This window comes from Bacteroides sp. ET489 (assembly GCF_030518095.1).
In the GTDB taxonomy this organism is placed as follows: Bacteria; Bacteroidota; Bacteroidia; order Bacteroidales; family Bacteroidaceae; genus Bacteroides; species Bacteroides ndongoniae.
In genome coordinates this window covers 1-14,516 of sequence record NZ_JAULLJ010000054.1, presented here as the reverse complement: position 1 = coordinate 14,516, position 14,516 = coordinate 1, and the positions used below count along the sequence as shown (strand labels likewise).

The 14,516-nt window shown below is 48.5% G+C and carries 13 protein-coding genes; 5 read left to right on the top strand and 8 right to left on the bottom strand.

The annotated features are described in order from the left end of the window. The first annotated feature begins 398 nt into the window (after nucleotides 1-398). From Q3C19_RS16960 to Q3C19_RS16950, 3 genes are all read left to right on the top strand, one after another. Nucleotides 399-1,535, top strand: a complete 1,137-nt coding sequence (locus tag Q3C19_RS16960) for a hypothetical protein (protein WP_302730921.1) — start codon at nucleotides 399-401, stop codon at nucleotides 1,533-1,535. Between the two features lie 29 nt (nucleotides 1,536-1,564). Further along, entirely contained in the window at nucleotides 1,565-3,277 is a 1,713-nt protein-coding gene (locus Q3C19_RS16955; RefSeq protein ID WP_302730919.1) for a M64 family metallopeptidase, read from the top strand. 127 nt (nucleotides 3,278-3,404) lie between these two features. Next, entirely contained in the window at nucleotides 3,405-4,625 is a 1,221-nt protein-coding gene (locus Q3C19_RS16950; protein WP_302730917.1) for a hypothetical protein, read from the top strand. Between the two features lie 64 nt (nucleotides 4,626-4,689). Here Q3C19_RS16950 and miaA read toward each other — a convergent pair whose 3' ends face one another. From miaA to Q3C19_RS16915, 7 genes are all read right to left on the bottom strand, one after another. Beyond that, nucleotides 4,690-5,589: a tRNA (adenosine(37)-N6)-dimethylallyltransferase MiaA gene (gene miaA, locus Q3C19_RS16945; RefSeq protein WP_113740898.1), complete on the bottom strand. Its 900-nt coding sequence runs from the start codon at nucleotides 5,587-5,589 to the stop codon at nucleotides 4,690-4,692. 125 nt (nucleotides 5,590-5,714) lie between these two features. Beyond that, nucleotides 5,715-6,278 (bottom strand): hypothetical protein, encoded by a 564-nt coding sequence (locus Q3C19_RS16940; RefSeq protein WP_022163148.1) that lies wholly within the window; start codon nucleotides 6,276-6,278, stop codon nucleotides 5,715-5,717. Nucleotides 6,279-6,293: 15 nt separating this feature from the next. Next, on the bottom strand, nucleotides 6,294-7,070 hold the full coding sequence (lpxA, locus tag Q3C19_RS16935) for an acyl-ACP--UDP-N-acetylglucosamine O-acyltransferase (RefSeq protein WP_022163149.1): 777 nt from the start codon (nucleotides 7,068-7,070) through the stop codon (nucleotides 6,294-6,296). 99 nt (nucleotides 7,071-7,169) lie between these two features. Further along, a complete protein-coding gene (locus Q3C19_RS16930; RefSeq protein ID WP_071150319.1) occupies nucleotides 7,170-8,555 on the bottom strand; it encodes a bifunctional UDP-3-O-[3-hydroxymyristoyl] N-acetylglucosamine deacetylase/3-hydroxyacyl-ACP dehydratase in 1,386 nt (461 codons plus the stop codon). Between the two features lie 3 nt (nucleotides 8,556-8,558). Further along, on the bottom strand, nucleotides 8,559-9,599 hold the full coding sequence (gene lpxD, locus Q3C19_RS16925) for a UDP-3-O-(3-hydroxymyristoyl)glucosamine N-acyltransferase (RefSeq protein WP_287641995.1): 1,041 nt from the start codon (nucleotides 9,597-9,599) through the stop codon (nucleotides 8,559-8,561). Nucleotides 9,600-9,684: 85 nt separating this feature from the next. Continuing rightward, nucleotides 9,685-10,914, bottom strand: a complete 1,230-nt coding sequence (locus Q3C19_RS16920) for an HD domain-containing protein (RefSeq protein WP_302730912.1) — start codon at nucleotides 10,912-10,914, stop codon at nucleotides 9,685-9,687. Between the two features lie 215 nt (nucleotides 10,915-11,129). After that, nucleotides 11,130-11,612 carry a DUF6078 family protein gene (locus tag Q3C19_RS16915; protein ID WP_302730910.1) on the bottom strand — a complete coding sequence of 161 codons (483 nt, stop codon included), beginning with the start codon at nucleotides 11,610-11,612 and terminating at the stop codon, nucleotides 11,130-11,132. 197 nt (nucleotides 11,613-11,809) lie between these two features. Here Q3C19_RS16915 and Q3C19_RS16910 point away from each other — a divergent pair, with 197 nt between their 5' ends. Next, the gene (locus Q3C19_RS16910; protein WP_302730908.1) at nucleotides 11,810-12,343 is read left to right on the top strand and encodes a cyclophilin-like fold protein; all 534 of its coding nucleotides are present in this window, start codon (nucleotides 11,810-11,812) and stop codon (nucleotides 12,341-12,343) included. Nucleotides 12,344-12,371: 28 nt separating this feature from the next. Continuing rightward, on the top strand, nucleotides 12,372-13,454 hold the full coding sequence (locus Q3C19_RS16905; RefSeq protein WP_302730906.1) for an alpha/beta hydrolase: 1,083 nt from the start codon (nucleotides 12,372-12,374) through the stop codon (nucleotides 13,452-13,454). A 107-nt stretch (nucleotides 13,455-13,561) separates the two neighbouring features. Here Q3C19_RS16905 and pyrF read toward each other — a convergent pair whose 3' ends face one another. After that, nucleotides 13,562-14,389, bottom strand: a complete 828-nt coding sequence (gene pyrF / locus Q3C19_RS16900; RefSeq protein ID WP_022163158.1) for an orotidine-5'-phosphate decarboxylase — start codon at nucleotides 14,387-14,389, stop codon at nucleotides 13,562-13,564. Nucleotides 14,390-14,516: the final 127 nt, after the last annotated feature.

Sequence of the window (14,516 nt, the reverse complement as noted above, 5' to 3'; positions counted from 1 at the left end):
CATCCAAATCATGCTTAACAGATTTATCGAATGAAATCAAAACAGCTTCTAAATACTAAGAATACTTTCATTTTGCTGCATGAATAGCGTTTTCACCTGTAGATTTGCTTTTTTCAGAAAGGCAGGAGTTATTTCTTGGTGTTTTGGGGGATTTATGCGATATAAGCCTTAAAAAAAGAGTTCTTCTATTGTATTGTATCGTAATTATTGTATATTTGCTGCATACAAAACCTTAAAATTTATAAAAGATTACATTATGGAGAGTATTTTTTTAACAAAGAAATGGCACACAATGTTGCTTGTGTTGTCTACGCTGTTTGTTTTTAGCGTCGTGTGATGATTCTTCTGACGAAGGAGGAACAGTTACAACCCCAAAAATCATTCAAAGCGAAGAGATTTTGGATAACCCTATTACGCTGGCTTTTTCGTGGGAGGCTGTAGAAAATGCGGTTGAATATACCTATCAGCTGGAGGCTGTGAAGGAACCCGAGAACGAAGTTATTGTAACTGGCAAGACAAAGAGCCTGAACGTAGAGATTGCAAGTACGAAAGAAGCCGAACTGTTTTATTCATCTGAATATTTATTCACTTTGAAGGCCGTTTCATCGGATGCATCGGTGGTATCTGAACCGGCAGAAGCACGTGTGACCACCAGCAGCGGTCCGATTGCATTGTCTATCGAGAACCTGACTTACCGTTCGGCTCTGATGAAGGCAGTGCCCGAAGACAAGGACATGTACTATCAGCTGGCACAGATTCCTGTCGAAACGTATACAGCCTATGACTCGGATATGGAGTTTATCGAAGGTTACGACTTCGGTTATTATAAGAAGTTGGGTTCTTCCATGCCTTGGATACCATGGTACGGCTTTATGCAGGAAGGTTCGGATAAGGGAGACACTGAGTACGAAACCCGTATGCTGAAGCCTAATCAGAATTATCTTATGTATGCTTACGGCGTGGAATTCGATATGCAAAATGACGATGATCCTGTCAAGATCGTGACTCCGATGATCAAGTACTTCTTTACAACTCCGGAATGGAAGGCTACGAGCAATGGTACATTCACGTTGAGTGTAGAAAACCAGGAATTGGTAGAAGTTGCTGAAGGAGATTATATCGTTAACATCAAGCTGAAAGTGACTCCTTCGAATGCCAGCGAGAGATATTATATCGCATTTGTTGAAAACAGCACGTTGAAAGACGACTATACCATGTATGACTTTGCTTTCGATGCCATTTATTCGGAAGAAATCTATGGTGGCGTAGAAGACTGGGGAACAACCGAAGTTTTGTCTTCGGGCGAGAAAGTGCTTGCTGCCATGGATTATGGATGGGGCATTTATCCAGGAACAGACTATAAGATACTGGTATTTGGTGTAGACAGCAAAGGTTGGGTTACTACAGAAATTGCAAGCATTGACTGCACTACGATTGGTGACGCTGCAACGAAGAACGTTGTACGTGCCGCCGGTGCTATACAGAAGAATTTCAAGGCAACAAAAGCTCCTGTAAGCGTGATTGATAGAATGTAATTTCCCTGTAAATTCAAATCTCTATTGACATGAAAAAGCTATATTATCTGTCTCTGTTTTTTCTTTGCTCGCTGTTCGTTGCTTCTTGTTCGGACGACGACAACGAAAACTTGCCGGACATTTCGGTAACGTCTTCGGTGGATAATATCATGCTGCCGGCAGCTAAGAACGCGCAGTATACCATCGAATTTGTAGCCGGTTCGAACTGGAAAGCCGAAACCGATGTAGAGTGGGCTACCGTATCGCCCCGTTCGGGTAATGCAGGTGAAGTGAAAATTTCGCTGATTGCGAAGGAATCCAATAATACCGGTCTGGATCGCTCCGGAGTACTGAAACTGACCGGAGCCAACGGAACTCCCGTAGAAATTGCTTTCACCCAGTTTACTTCGGATGTTGTCCTCTTGAAACAGGCCAAATTTGATGTGCCCTGCGAAGGACAGGACCTGGCACTGGAATTTGCTACAAACGTGGATGGTAAGTACAAACTGATGGTTTATTCTGATGTCGGTAGTTGGATTAAGCCTATCAAGGCACCCGAATCGCGTGCTTTGACCGAAGGAACTTTCGAAATTCGGGTACTTCCCAACGAGACACGTGATGTACGCGAAGCTACCTTCCAGATATATATCGTTGACAAGAACAACACAGACAATGTGTTGATGGAATCAGAAAAAATCTATATCCGTCAGGAAGGTGAGCCGGTAGAAACTTCGACCGATTATTCGGCTGACAAGCAGGTAAAAGTATTGCAGTCACACTCGAAAGGCAATGGTGTACCTATCGTCATCATGGGTGATGGCTTTGTGGATAAAGAAATTGCCGAAGGCTACTACGATCAGGTGATGGACAAGGCTGTGGAAAACCTCTTTACGGAGGAGCCTTTGCGCTCGTTGCGCGAATATTTTGACATCTGGTCGGTGACGGCTGTTTCCAAGAACAATGCTTTTGGTGAAGGCTACAGCACCGTTTTCGAATCGGTACTCGCAGGAAACGGTAGTTCGGCCATCTCTGGAAACATGGAGAAAGTTCTCGAATATGCTTCTGTAGTTGACGAGCTGAAAAACCTGGAAAAGATGGAAGAGACTTTGGCGATTGTGTTGCTTAACACCAGTGTGTATGCCGGTACTACTAACATCGGTTATCGGTTGAACGGCGACGAAATGTCTGAGCTTGCCATTGCTTACTGTCCGGTGATAGAGAATCTGGAAAGCGAAACTTTCCGCCAGGTACTTTGCCACGAGAGTATGGGACATGGTCTGGCTAAGCTGCTCGACGAGTATTCTTACCAGACAATGGGCGAAATACCATTGACACAGGTCAGTGCGTATCGTGAGTTCCAGTCCTATGGATGGGCTATGAACGTAGACTTTACCGGCGACAAGGACAAGATTCTTTGGAAGCACTTCCTTCAGGATCCCCGTTATCAGGGAGTGGATGCCTTTGGTGAAGAGCTGGGCGCATACGAAGGTGCCTGCACCTACTGGACTGGCGCATGGCGTCCGACCAACGAAAGCATGATGCGTAATAACATCAATGGCTTTAACGCTCCTTCACGCGAAGCCATCTATAAGCGTGTCATGTCTACCGCCTATGGCGATTCGTGGACGTACGATTACGAAACGTTTGTAGAGTTCGACCAGGCTCACTTACCGCAACCGATGACACGTAGCGCAGCCAGCGTGAAACCGCTGAAGCCGCTGCCTGCTCCGCGCTTTGTGAACAAGACGGTCTGGATAAACTAAACAGAACTCAGGTATATTAATTGAAGAAGAGAAGGGTGTGCATTGAAATATGCATGCCCTTTTTCTTTCTGGCATTGAAAACTTCTTTATCTTTGCCGGGTGTGCATATTGTATTTTCTTTTTGTATATGAAGAATTTTGTTTTCTTGTTGGTAGGGCTTTGGGGCCTGATACTTCCTGCTCTGGCCTGTACTTCTGCTGTTGTGTCGGGACGTGCTACGCCCGACGGACGCCCTTTGCTGTGGAAACACCGTGATACGGATTTCCTGAAGAATCATGTAGAGTTTGTCCGTGGGGAGAAGTTCGACTTCATTGCTGTGGTAAACAGTGAGGATTTCCACCGGAAGCGGGAGGCGTGGATCGGTACCAATTCGGCGGGATTTGCATTGATGAATACACAGAGTTATAATCTGGTAGAGGTGAAGGACGGTGAGGAGCGCGGTGAGGCTAACGGACGTGCCATTTACCGGGCATTGGAAATTTGTGCTACGGTGGATGATTTTCGTCACTATCTTGATACACTTGCAAAGCCCAGCAGGATAGAAGCCAATTTCGGCGTAATCGATGCACAGGGCGGAGCGATGATGTTCGAGGTGGATTACTATACGTATAAGATATACGATGCCAATGATCCCGAGGTGGCACCAGCGGGTTATGTAGCCCGTACCAACTTTTCTGTTTCGGGACAGTACGGACCGGGAGCAGGCGTGGTGCGTTATCAGGAAGCAGTCCGCGTGCTTGATCCCTTGGCTGCCAGTCATTCGGTTACTCCCCGGCGTATATTCAACGACCTGGCACGTTCGTTCCACAACTGTGTGTTGGGCATCGACTTGTGCCGTCCGCCTTTTACGGAGGCAGGAGCTTCGGGATGGTTTGTCGATCAGGATTTCATCTCGCGCAGCAGCACTTCGTGTTCGGTGGTGGTGCAGGGAGTGAAACCGGATGAGTCAGCCTCATTAACCACCATGTGGACTGTGTTGGGTTATCCGCCTACGGGTGTAGCCGTTCCGTTGTGGGTAGACGAAACATTGCCACCGATGGTTTGCATGGACAATAGTCTGGGTACTTCACCTCTGTCTTATGAATCGTTGCAGCTGAAGGATAAAGTATTCAGCCTGAAGGTTGGCATGGGCAGCGAACGCTACATGCACTGGGCGTTGCTATACAACGAAAAAGGAGATGGCTATATGCAACGGCTGGCTCCTGTAGAGGAGGAGAACTTCCGGCTGGCGGAGTCTTTGTTGGAGCAGTGGCGACGCAAAAACAAGGTGGAGCGGGAAGAGATGCAAGCTCTCTATCGCAAGTTGGGCAAGTCGATGGATTTAGTAAACAAGTTGACGAGGCTATAGGCCACAAGGCTTTTTTAAACTCATCACCTCGTCCTCCTCGTTAACTTGTTCCCTCGTTAACTTGTCACTTCATCATCTGTGAACGAAGATATGCCAGTATCTCCGTTTCCTGTTCGGGATGAAACCAGCGGATATCCGTGTCGCGCTTGAACCAGGTCATCTGTTTGCGGGAGTAGATGCGGGAATTCTGCTTGATTTTCTCTACGGCAAAGTCCAGTGTCCATTCGCCGTCCAGGTACTTGAAAAGTTCTTTGTAGCCCACGGTGTTCAGCGAGTTGTAGTCCTTATGGGCATAGACGCTGCGGGCTTCTTCCAGCAGTCCGTCGGCCATCATCTGGTCGACACGGCGGTTGATGCGGTCGTAGAGTTCTTCACGATCCCGGGTCAGACCCACCTTGACAATGCGGAAGGGACGTTGTTTAGTCTGCCGGGTGCGGAAGGAAGTATAAGTCTTGCCCGTCATGTAGCAGATTTCGAGGGCGTGGATGACACGTTTGGGATTCTTCAGATCTACAATCTGATAGTATTCGGGATCGAGCAGACGAAGCTCGGCACACAGACGTTCGAGGCCTTCTTCTTCGTAGCGGCGCAGCATCAGCGAGCGCGTTTCGCTGTCGACGGTAGGAATGTCATCGATGCCTTTGCAGACGGCGTCGACATACATCATGGAACCTCCAGTCAACACTACGGCATCTTTTTCCTTGAACAGGGTTTCGAGCAGTTTTATGACTTCGGCTTCGTATTGAGCGGCACTGTAGTAGTCGGTCAGTCCCAGTGTACCCACAAAATAGTGTTTCACCCGTTGTAGCTGTTCTTCGGTGGGGGCTGCTGTGCCGATTTTCAGGTCGGCATACAGTTGCCGTGAGTCGGCCGAAATGATGCATGTGTTGAACGCTTCGGCCAGCCGGAGACTAAGTTCCGTCTTGCCAACACCGGTAGGTCCTATGAGTACAATGAGGGTCAAGGGAAATGAAAAAATGAAGAATGAAGAATTAAGAATGAAAATGAAGAATAAAGAATGAAGAATTGCAGCTTGTGGATAAATTCTTCATTCATCCGCAAAGCAGAAATTCTTCATTCTTCATTTTTTTAGTATCTGTCTTCGTCGTAAGGATTGCCTCCTCCGCCTTCGTCGAAGCCACCAAAACCATCTTTGTCGAAGTCTTCCATGTCGAAGTCCTGATCGCCATAGAAGTTCTCGTCGAGGTCGAGGGCAGCACTGTTCTTGGCTTCGAACTCGTTGAAGTCGATAGTCTGTTTGGGTGCATCGCCTTCGCTCTTGGTACATTTGGCACCTTTAATGGTCTTGCCGGTGATGATTTCAGTAAGTTCGATGAAGAAGCAACGTTCGGTCATGTAGTCGAATACGTACAGCAGTTTCTGCTTTTCGTCTTCTACCAGTTCGCTGATGCGGGTGTCCTTCATCACCCAGCTGTCTATTTCCGGATTGTCATCCATTTCTTCCAAGGTGACTTCCTTTTCCTTTTCCCAGTCTTCATCGCAGATAAAGAACGAGGTCATCTGGTCGTTGGTATATCCGGTCGATTTCAATATTGCTTCGTGGAAGTCGTAGAAAGTTGCTTCCGGGTCAATCTGTATTTCTCTGACAAAGTCCTCCACCTCATCGGAGATGATAGTAAATCTGTAGATCATAATAGGTACTTGTTATTATTTTCCGCCGGGGATGATGCCGCGGGCTGATTCGCGTATAAAGGTTACGATGTAATTGATTTCGGGTGTCATTTCCATTTCCTCCTCGATCTTCTTCAGGGCATCGGTGGTATTCAGTCCGCTCTGATAGATGATGCGGTAGGCATTGTGGATCTGTTCGATGGTTTCGTTCGAGAAACCGCGACGACGCAGGCCTACAATGTTCAAGCCTGCATAGCAGATAGGCTCACGACCGGCAATGATGTAAGGAGGAATGTCCTTGCTGAAACGGCATCCGCCTTGTATCATTCCATATCCGCCTACACGGCAGAACTGGTGCATCAGTACGTTGGCGCTGATGATGGAGTTGTCGTCAATGATTATCTCACCGGCCATCTTGGTAGAGTTTCCGATGATACAGCCGTTTCCGATGATGGAATCATGGGCAACGTGTACTCCTTCCATTAGCAGGTTGTTACTGCCTACAACAGTCTTTCCTTTGGCTGCTGTACCACGGTTAATGGTTACGTTTTCGCGGATCAGGTTGTTGTCTCCGATTTCGGCTGTCGTTTCTTCGCCTCTGAATTTCAAATCTTGAGGGACTGCACCAATCACGGCTCCCGGGAAAATGGTATTTCCGTTGCCGATGCGGCTTCCGTACATAATGTTGGCATTGGCCATAATTTTGTTATTATCGCCGATTACCACATTCTTGTCGATGAATACGAAAGGGGCAATCTCTACGTTTTCCCCGATTTTTGCTTCGGGATGGATATACGCTAAGGGACTGATCATAATATGAATGAAGAATTAAGAATAAAGAATGAAGATTTCTGTTTGCACACCGGAACATGTCACAATAGATTCTTCATTCTTCATTCTCCATTATTAATTTTATTTGTTCTTTACTATTTGCGCCATGAATTCGGCTTCGCAAACTACCTTTTCTCCAACAAATACATATCCTTTCATGGTCGAAACACCACGACGGATGGGGGCCAACAGCTCTACACGGAATATCAGTGTGTCGCCGGGTACAACTTTCTGACGGAATTTTACACCGTCTATTTTCATAAAATAAGTAGAGTAGCGTTCTGGTTCATCTACCGAGTTCAATACCAGCAGACCACCAGTCTGTGCCATTGCTTCTATCTGCAGCACACCCGGCATGACGGGTTCTTGCGGAAAGTGACCCTGGAAGAACGGTTCGTTGGAGGTCACATTCTTTACACCTACAATGTAATTGGCACCGATTTCGATCACTTTGTCCACCAGTTGCATGGGGTAGCGGTGAGGCAAAAGTTCGCGAATGCGGTTTACGTCCATGATGGGAGCGCGGTTGCAGTCGTATGAAGGTGCCTGAATTTCGTGCAGGCGGATCTCTTTACGCATCTGGCGGGCAAACTTGTTGTTGATGGTATGTCCCGGACGGGTAGCGATGATACGTCCTTTGATGGGCTTTCCGATCAAGGCCAGGTCACCGATGACGTCGAGCAATTTATGGCGTGCACATTCGTTGGGCCACACCAGCGGTTTGTGGTTGATGTATCCTAGCTGTTTGGCATCCATGTGAGGAACTCCCATTACATCGGCCAGTTTGTCGAAGCTTTCCTGTGACATTTCGCGTTCGTAGATGACAATGGCGTTGTCCAGGTCGCCTCCTTTGATGAGGCCTGCCTGAAGCAGCGGCTCAATTTCGCGTACGAAGACAAAAGTACGGCTGGCAGCCACTTCGTCTTTGAATTTGGCCATGTCTTCGAGGGTAGCAAACTGGTTGGGAAGGATGTTCGAGTCGTATGAAACCAGGACGTTCAGACTGAAGTTTTCGTCCGGCAATACGATGATGGACGAACCGGTGGCTTCATCGCGGAATTCAATCTTGGATTTGATGATATAGAAATCCTTCACGGCATTTTGTTCGACGGTGCCGACCCGTTCTATTTCGTTGACGTAGTATTGCGAACTGCCGTCCAGAATCGGAAATTCAGGACCGTTCACTTGTATCAGACAGTTGTCTATCCCCAATGCGTAGAGGGCTGCCATACCATGTTCGATGGTGCTGACTTTTACTCCGTTTTTGGAAAGTACAGTACCACGTGTGGTCTCTGTTACGTTGTCGGCTACAGCATCAATAACGGGTTGTCCTTCCATGTCGATGCGTTGGATTTTGTACCCGTGATTGTCTGGGGCCGGATTGAAAGTAACAGTCAGGTCAAGTCCCGTATGAAGTCCTTTTCCGCTGAGCGAAAAACTGTCTTTCAGAGTCTTTTGTTTCAACATGAGTTACTTATTTAATTGTTGTTTCAATTCATTGAGTTCTTTGCGGAGTGCATTCAGTTCGAAATACATATCCGGCAGTTTGCGGAATACAGCCTGTGCCTTGAAGTAAGGTTTCAGTTCCATGGGAGGCGTACCTATCAGTCGGCTACCGTCTTTCAGGTTGCCGGGGACACCCGACTGGGCACCTAAATCTACCTTATTGCCGATATGAATGTGTCCGGCAATTCCTACCTGGCCACCGAACATACACCATTCACCCACTTTGGTGGAGCCGGCGATGCCTACCTGGGCTGCCATAACGGTGTGCGATCCGATCTCGTCGTTGTGGGCTATCTGAACCAGATTGTCGAGCTTTACGCCACGGTGTACGATTGTTGCTCCCATCGTGGCACGGTCTACACACGTATTAGCGCCAATTTCTACGTCGTCTTCCAGGATAGTGATACCGATTTGTGGTATTTTTTCATAACCTTCGGGAGTCGGTGCAAAACCGAAGCCGTCGGCTCCGATGACGCAACCTGCGTGCAAGATGCAGCGATTGCCTACCCGGCAGTCGTGATAGACTGTGACGTTGGGATAGAGGATACAGTCACTGCCTACCTTGGCTCCGGCACTGACGGTAGCATGCGGATGGACGGCGGTGTTGTCTCCAATTTCCGCGTAGTCGCCTATGTAGGCAAAGGGACCGATGTAGACGTTTTGTCCGACCTTGGCGGTGGGTGCGATATAAGCCAGCGAGTCGATTCCTGTCAGTTTGGGCTTGCTCTGTTCGTAGAGTGTAAGCAGCTTGGCAAGGCTCTCGTAGGCATTATCTACCTTTATCAGAGTGGCTTTGATGTCATGCTCGGGTACGAAGTCTTTGTTCACCAGAATGATACTGGCTTTCGATTCGTAGATGTAAGGAGTGTACTTGGGATTGGATAAAAAAGAAATGGCTCCCGGTATACCTTCTTCAATTTTGGCAAAGGTATGTACGGTTGCGTTTTCGTCTCCTACAATTTCTCCCTGTATGTAGGCAGCTATTTGTTTGGCTGAAAATTCCATGTTTTCTTCTTGCTAAATGGTTTTCAAAACACAAATAACGGACTTTTTTTTTATATTTCCTTGTCCTTGGGTGAATATTTTATACTTACTTATGTGCCCGAATGTAGCAAAGGTAGTATTTTTTTACCTTTTTCGAGAGCAGGGAAATGTTGAGCATATCCGAAGCTTCGGCAATGTTTTTGATGGTGCCGTCCTTATAAACAATGTCGATGCTGTCATCGGCCGGGTCGTACATGTTTTTTTCGATGCCTGGCGTTGAGATGAAATAGGTGGCTTCTTCGGACGTCACTCCCAACATTTCGCTGATCTGTCGGGTCAGTTCGGCTTTCCGCTCTTCGGTAGCCGGTTCGGATGATATTTCTACCTTGAACAGGCGGCGGTTTACCATGCCTGCACTGAGGGTAGACAGCACTTTATCCGGATGGTTGCACCATACTTTCAGTGATGTCCAGATGTCGTTGTCGTCCAGTTGGATGAAGTTTTCCAAACATTCGGGCCGACTGTAGAAGATGTCGCGGTTGATGTCGTTGTAAAGGAAGAAGCGCAGTGCGGGCGAAGCAAATACTTCGGTGCCTTTGGCAGCCAGCTCCTTGGCACGCAGCAGTGCGGCAATGAGCATTCGCTCGTAGGCCACGGATGCCTTATGCAGATATACCTGCCAGTACATCAGGCGGCGTGCCATGAGAAAGTTTTCGATGGAGTAGATGCCTTTCTCCTCGACGACCAGGTGGTCGTCCTTTACATCGAGCATCTTGATGATGCGGGCTGAACCGATGTTGCCTTCGGTTACGCCTGTGTAAAAGCTGTCGCGTCGCAGGTAGTCCAGGCGGTCCATGTCGAGCTGACCGCTGACCAGCTGGTGGAGGAAACGTTTGGGATACTCGTCCTTGAATATCTGGATGGCCAGTGTGAGCTGTCCGTTCATTTCGTGGTTGATGCGTTCCATCAGCAACAGGGAGATGTCTTCGTGCGAGACACCACGGACGATGGTGTCCTCCAGCACATGCGAGAAGGGCCCGTGGCCGATGTCGTGCATCAGGATGGCTGCCTTGACGGATTCGGCTTCGCTGTCGAAGATGAAGTTTCCCTTGGCCGTCAGGTGCTGGATGGCTTCGGTCATCAGGTAGTAGGCTCCGAGTGAATGCTGGAAGCGCGTGTGCTGTGCGCCGGGGTAAACCACGGACGAGAGGCCGAGCTGGCGGATGCGTGTCAGGCGTTGTAGCAAGGGGTGGCACACGAGGTCGTAGAGCAACCCCTTGGGTATGTTGATGAATCCGAAGACGGGATCATTGATGATTTTGCGTTCGTAGCTCATGGTTAATTCTGCTTTTTTGCAAAGTTATTTTTTTTATCGGAGACAGCAAATGCGGACAGGGGCATGCTGCCGTTTAGTTTTTCTCGGTTCAGTAGCTTTAAACTCCCGGTTTAGTAGCTTTAAACTCTCAGTTTAATAGCTTTAAATTGCCAGTTTATTAGTAGTAAACTGTCAGTTTATTACGGATAAACTGGAATAAACTGCTTACCTTTTTATTACCAGTGTACTGTTTCGATGTAGCTGTCGAAGACTGGGACTGTATTCAGCCCGGCTTGTCGGAATACGTTGGCTATGGCCTGTTGCTCATGGGGTGTGATGAGCCGTTCGCCTTTTCGGCTTTGGAAATAATAGCTTCGGCAGGAAAAACAGGCCATGATACCTCGTCGCATGTCCGCTTCCAGCCGGTGTGGAATGTCGTCGAACAGTTTCGTCATGCCTCGTGCAAAGCGTACGGGCGTATTGTCGCGATAGTATTCGCATCCTTCCTTGGCTGCTGCCTGCCAGGCAGGGTGAACGATGCGGATAGAACCGGGCTTACCGGCTGTTCCGGCTTTAGGTAACTGGCGGTAGGCTATGGCACGCAGGCAGTGCTGTGCACGGGGACATATCTCGTCGGAGGCGGGGCAATAGGTGTAGTCTTTGGGAAAGTTTTCCATATCCGGCGTTGAAGCGGCGATGGGATTGCTCTTGTTATTCATAGTCCGATGTCATTTTTTTAATGTTTATGGTCAAAGGTAAAATATTTTATGCAGATAAGCAAGCAGATGATAAAAAAGGATGCAGAAGAAAACCGTACTTTACAAACCGTAATCCCTGTCATTTCTTCCGTAATCCGTATACAAACACCCGACATGGCTTGCCGTATCTTTGCATCTGAATACTAATGCGTAAAGCCATGAAGAAAAAGATGTATCTGATGATTCCCTTCCTTCTGTTGCTTCCTTGGACAACGGAAGCGTGCAGCGATGAACCTGAACTGGACACTACCCCTGTAATGCCCGAACAGCCGAGCTTGCCGGGAGGGGAAGAATCGGACAATGAAAATGGAGGAGAAAATATGGAAACTCGTACAATCAGATTGAAAATCAGCGGGAAAACTTTTACCGCAACGCTGGTCGATAATTCTTCGACCCAGGCTCTGAAGGCACTGCTTGCCAAAGGTGATCTTGCCATTCGGATGGAAGACTATGCACGGATGGAGAAAGTAGGACCGATAGGCACTACCTTGCCGCGCAACGATGAACAGATTTCGACCGGACCGGGCGACCTGATTCTGTATCAGGGCCGCTATTTCGTCATCTACTACGGACGTAACAACTATTCGCTCACCCGCCTCGGAAAGATTGACAATGTGACGGAAAGTGAACTGAAAGATGTTTTGGGCGGCGGTGATGTCACTGTTACACTTTCTTTGGGTGAAAGCAACTGAATGGATAATATATTATAGGTATATCGATATGGTGAACGGACAGAAAAAACTTTCGTGTCTGCTGGCGGCATTCCTGCTGGCAGGCTTTACCGCAGTAAGTGCGGAAACTACAACAGATAAGTATAACTTTTCAAACGAAAATGATATGGAAAAACTGGAACTGACCAACGAGTGGGACAAGGTGTTCCCGCAGAGCGACAAAGTGAATCATAGTAAAGTGACCTTCCACAACCGTTACGGCATCACGCTTGCGGCCGACCTCTACGTGCCGAAGAACGCATCGGGCAAACTGGCGGCCATTGCCGTGAGCGGACCCTTCGGAGCCGTCAAGGAGCAGTCGTCCGGCCTCTATGCACAGACACTGGCCGAGCGCGGCTTTCTGACTATCGCTTTCGACCCCTCGTTTACGGGCGAGAGTGGAGGCCAGCCCCGCTATGTGGCTTCGCCCGACATCAATACGGAAGACTTCTGTGCGGCAGTGGATTATCTTTCAACTCGCGACGATGTAGATCCCGAGCGTATCGGCATCCTTGGCATTTGCGGTTGGGGAGGCATGGCCTTGAACGCCGCCGCCATCGACACGCGCATCAAGGCGACGGTCACCTCGACCATGTACGACATGAGCCGCGTCACGGCCAACGGTTACTTCGACTCAATGAATGCTGACCAGCGATACGAACTTCGCCGCCAGCTCAACGCACAGCGCACAGTGGATTACCGTAATGGTTCGTACGAACGTGCCGGTGGTGTCGTTGACCCGCTGCCTGCCGACGCGCCCCAGTTTGTGAAAGACTATTACGCCTACTACAAGACCCCGCGCGGCTACCACAAGCGTTCGCTCAACTCGAACAACGGTTGGAACAAGACTTCTTCCCTGTCGTTCCTCAACATGCCCATCCTGACCTACAGCAACGAGATACGCAGCGCCGTCCTGATGATTCACGGTGAGAAAGCGCATTCGTGCTACTTCAGTCGGGATGCGTTCAAGAAACTGACAGGCGATAATAAGGAACTTCTCATCATCCCCGGTGCCAATCACACCGACTTGTACGACAATCTGAAGGTGATTCCTTTCGACAAGATTGAGAGTTTCTTCAGGGAGTATCTGTAATTCTTTAGTAGACAAGGGACAAGTTAACAAGGCCACAAGGATATTTTTCCTTGCAGTTTATAACCTTGTTAACTTATCCCTTGTTAACTTGTCAACTTGTCCACTCGTCAACTAAGAATAGCCTTCAGCTGTTCGGCCATCTGTGCCTGCACTTCCTGTGCGGCCTTGCGGCTGGCGGCGGCGAAGTTCTCCGTCTTGTCCACGTAGATGATGCCACGGCTGGAGTTGACGATGAGTCCGCATTCCTTCGTCATGCCATATTTGCACACTTCTTCCAGCGATCCGCCCTGAGCACCTACACCCGGTACGAGCAGGAAGTGATTGGGAACGACTTTGCGGATATCCTCGAACATGCGGCCTTGCGTAGCACCTACCACGTACATCATGTTCTCGTCGTTAGCCCATTCCTGGCTCTTGCGAAGTACTTTTTCGAACAGACGTTCGCCATCCTTATCTTCCGTCAGCTGGAAGTCGTGCGAACCTTTGTTGCTGGTCAGCGCCAACAGGATGACCCACTTGCCTTCGTACGTCAGGAACGGTGTCACGCTGTCTTCGCCCATGTAAGGAGCTACGGTCACGGAGTCGATGTCCAGTTCTTCGAAGAAGGTACGGGCATACATGGCTGACGTATTACCAATATCGCCACGTTTGGCATCGGCGATGATGAACTGGTCGGGATAGTTCTGCTTGATGTAGTTCACCGTCTTTTCGAAAGCGATCCATCCCTTCACGCCCATGCTCTCGTAGAAAGCCAGGTTGGGTTTGTAGGCGATGCAAAGATCGGCAGTAGCGTCGATAATGGCTTTGTTGAAAGCAAAGATGGGGTCTTCTTCTTTCAGCAGATGTTCGGGAATTTTCTTGATGTCCGTGTCGAGTCCTACGCAGAGGAACGACTGTTTCTTCTTGATGTTTTCAAAGAGTTGTTGCTTGTTCATGTCTTTTTATAGTTATGAGCTACAAGCTACGAGCTACAAGTGTCGTAGTGTTGTTGCTCAGGTTTGTTTATAGTTATGAGCTACAAGCTACGAGCTACAAGTGTCGTAGTGTTGTTGCTCAGGTTTG

What these genes read in the sequence shown, in the direction of transcription:
- Q3C19_RS16955 (WP_302730919.1), top strand. Translation starts at nt 1,565, where the DNA reads ATGAAAAAGCTATATTATCTGTCTCTGTTTTTTCTTTGCTCGCTGTTC.
- Q3C19_RS16950 (WP_302730917.1), top strand. Translation starts at nt 3,405, where the DNA reads ATGAAGAATTTTGTTTTCTTGTTGGTAGGGCTTTGGGGCCTGATACTT.
- Q3C19_RS16940 (WP_022163148.1), bottom strand. Translation starts at nt 6,278, where the DNA reads ATGATCTACAGATTTACTATCATCTCCGATGAGGTGGAGGACTTTGTC.
- lpxA (WP_022163149.1), bottom strand. Translation starts at nt 7,070, where the DNA reads ATGATCAGTCCCTTAGCGTATATCCATCCCGAAGCAAAAATCGGGGAA.
- Q3C19_RS16930 (WP_071150319.1), bottom strand. Translation starts at nt 8,555, where the DNA reads ATGTTGAAACAAAAGACTCTGAAAGACAGTTTTTCGCTCAGCGGAAAA.
- lpxD (WP_287641995.1), bottom strand. Translation starts at nt 9,599, where the DNA reads ATGGAATTTTCAGCCAAACAAATAGCTGCCTACATACAGGGAGAAATT.
- Q3C19_RS16920 (WP_302730912.1), bottom strand. Translation starts at nt 10,914, where the DNA reads ATGAGCTACGAACGCAAAATCATCAATGATCCCGTCTTCGGATTCATC.
- Q3C19_RS16915 (WP_302730910.1), bottom strand. Translation starts at nt 11,612, where the DNA reads ATGAATAACAAGAGCAATCCCATCGCCGCTTCAACGCCGGATATGGAA.
- Q3C19_RS16910 (WP_302730908.1), top strand. Translation starts at nt 11,810, where the DNA reads ATGAAGAAAAAGATGTATCTGATGATTCCCTTCCTTCTGTTGCTTCCT.
- Q3C19_RS16905 (WP_302730906.1), top strand. Translation starts at nt 12,372, where the DNA reads ATGGTGAACGGACAGAAAAAACTTTCGTGTCTGCTGGCGGCATTCCTG.
- pyrF (WP_022163158.1), bottom strand. Translation starts at nt 14,389, where the DNA reads ATGAACAAGCAACAACTCTTTGAAAACATCAAGAAGAAACAGTCGTTC.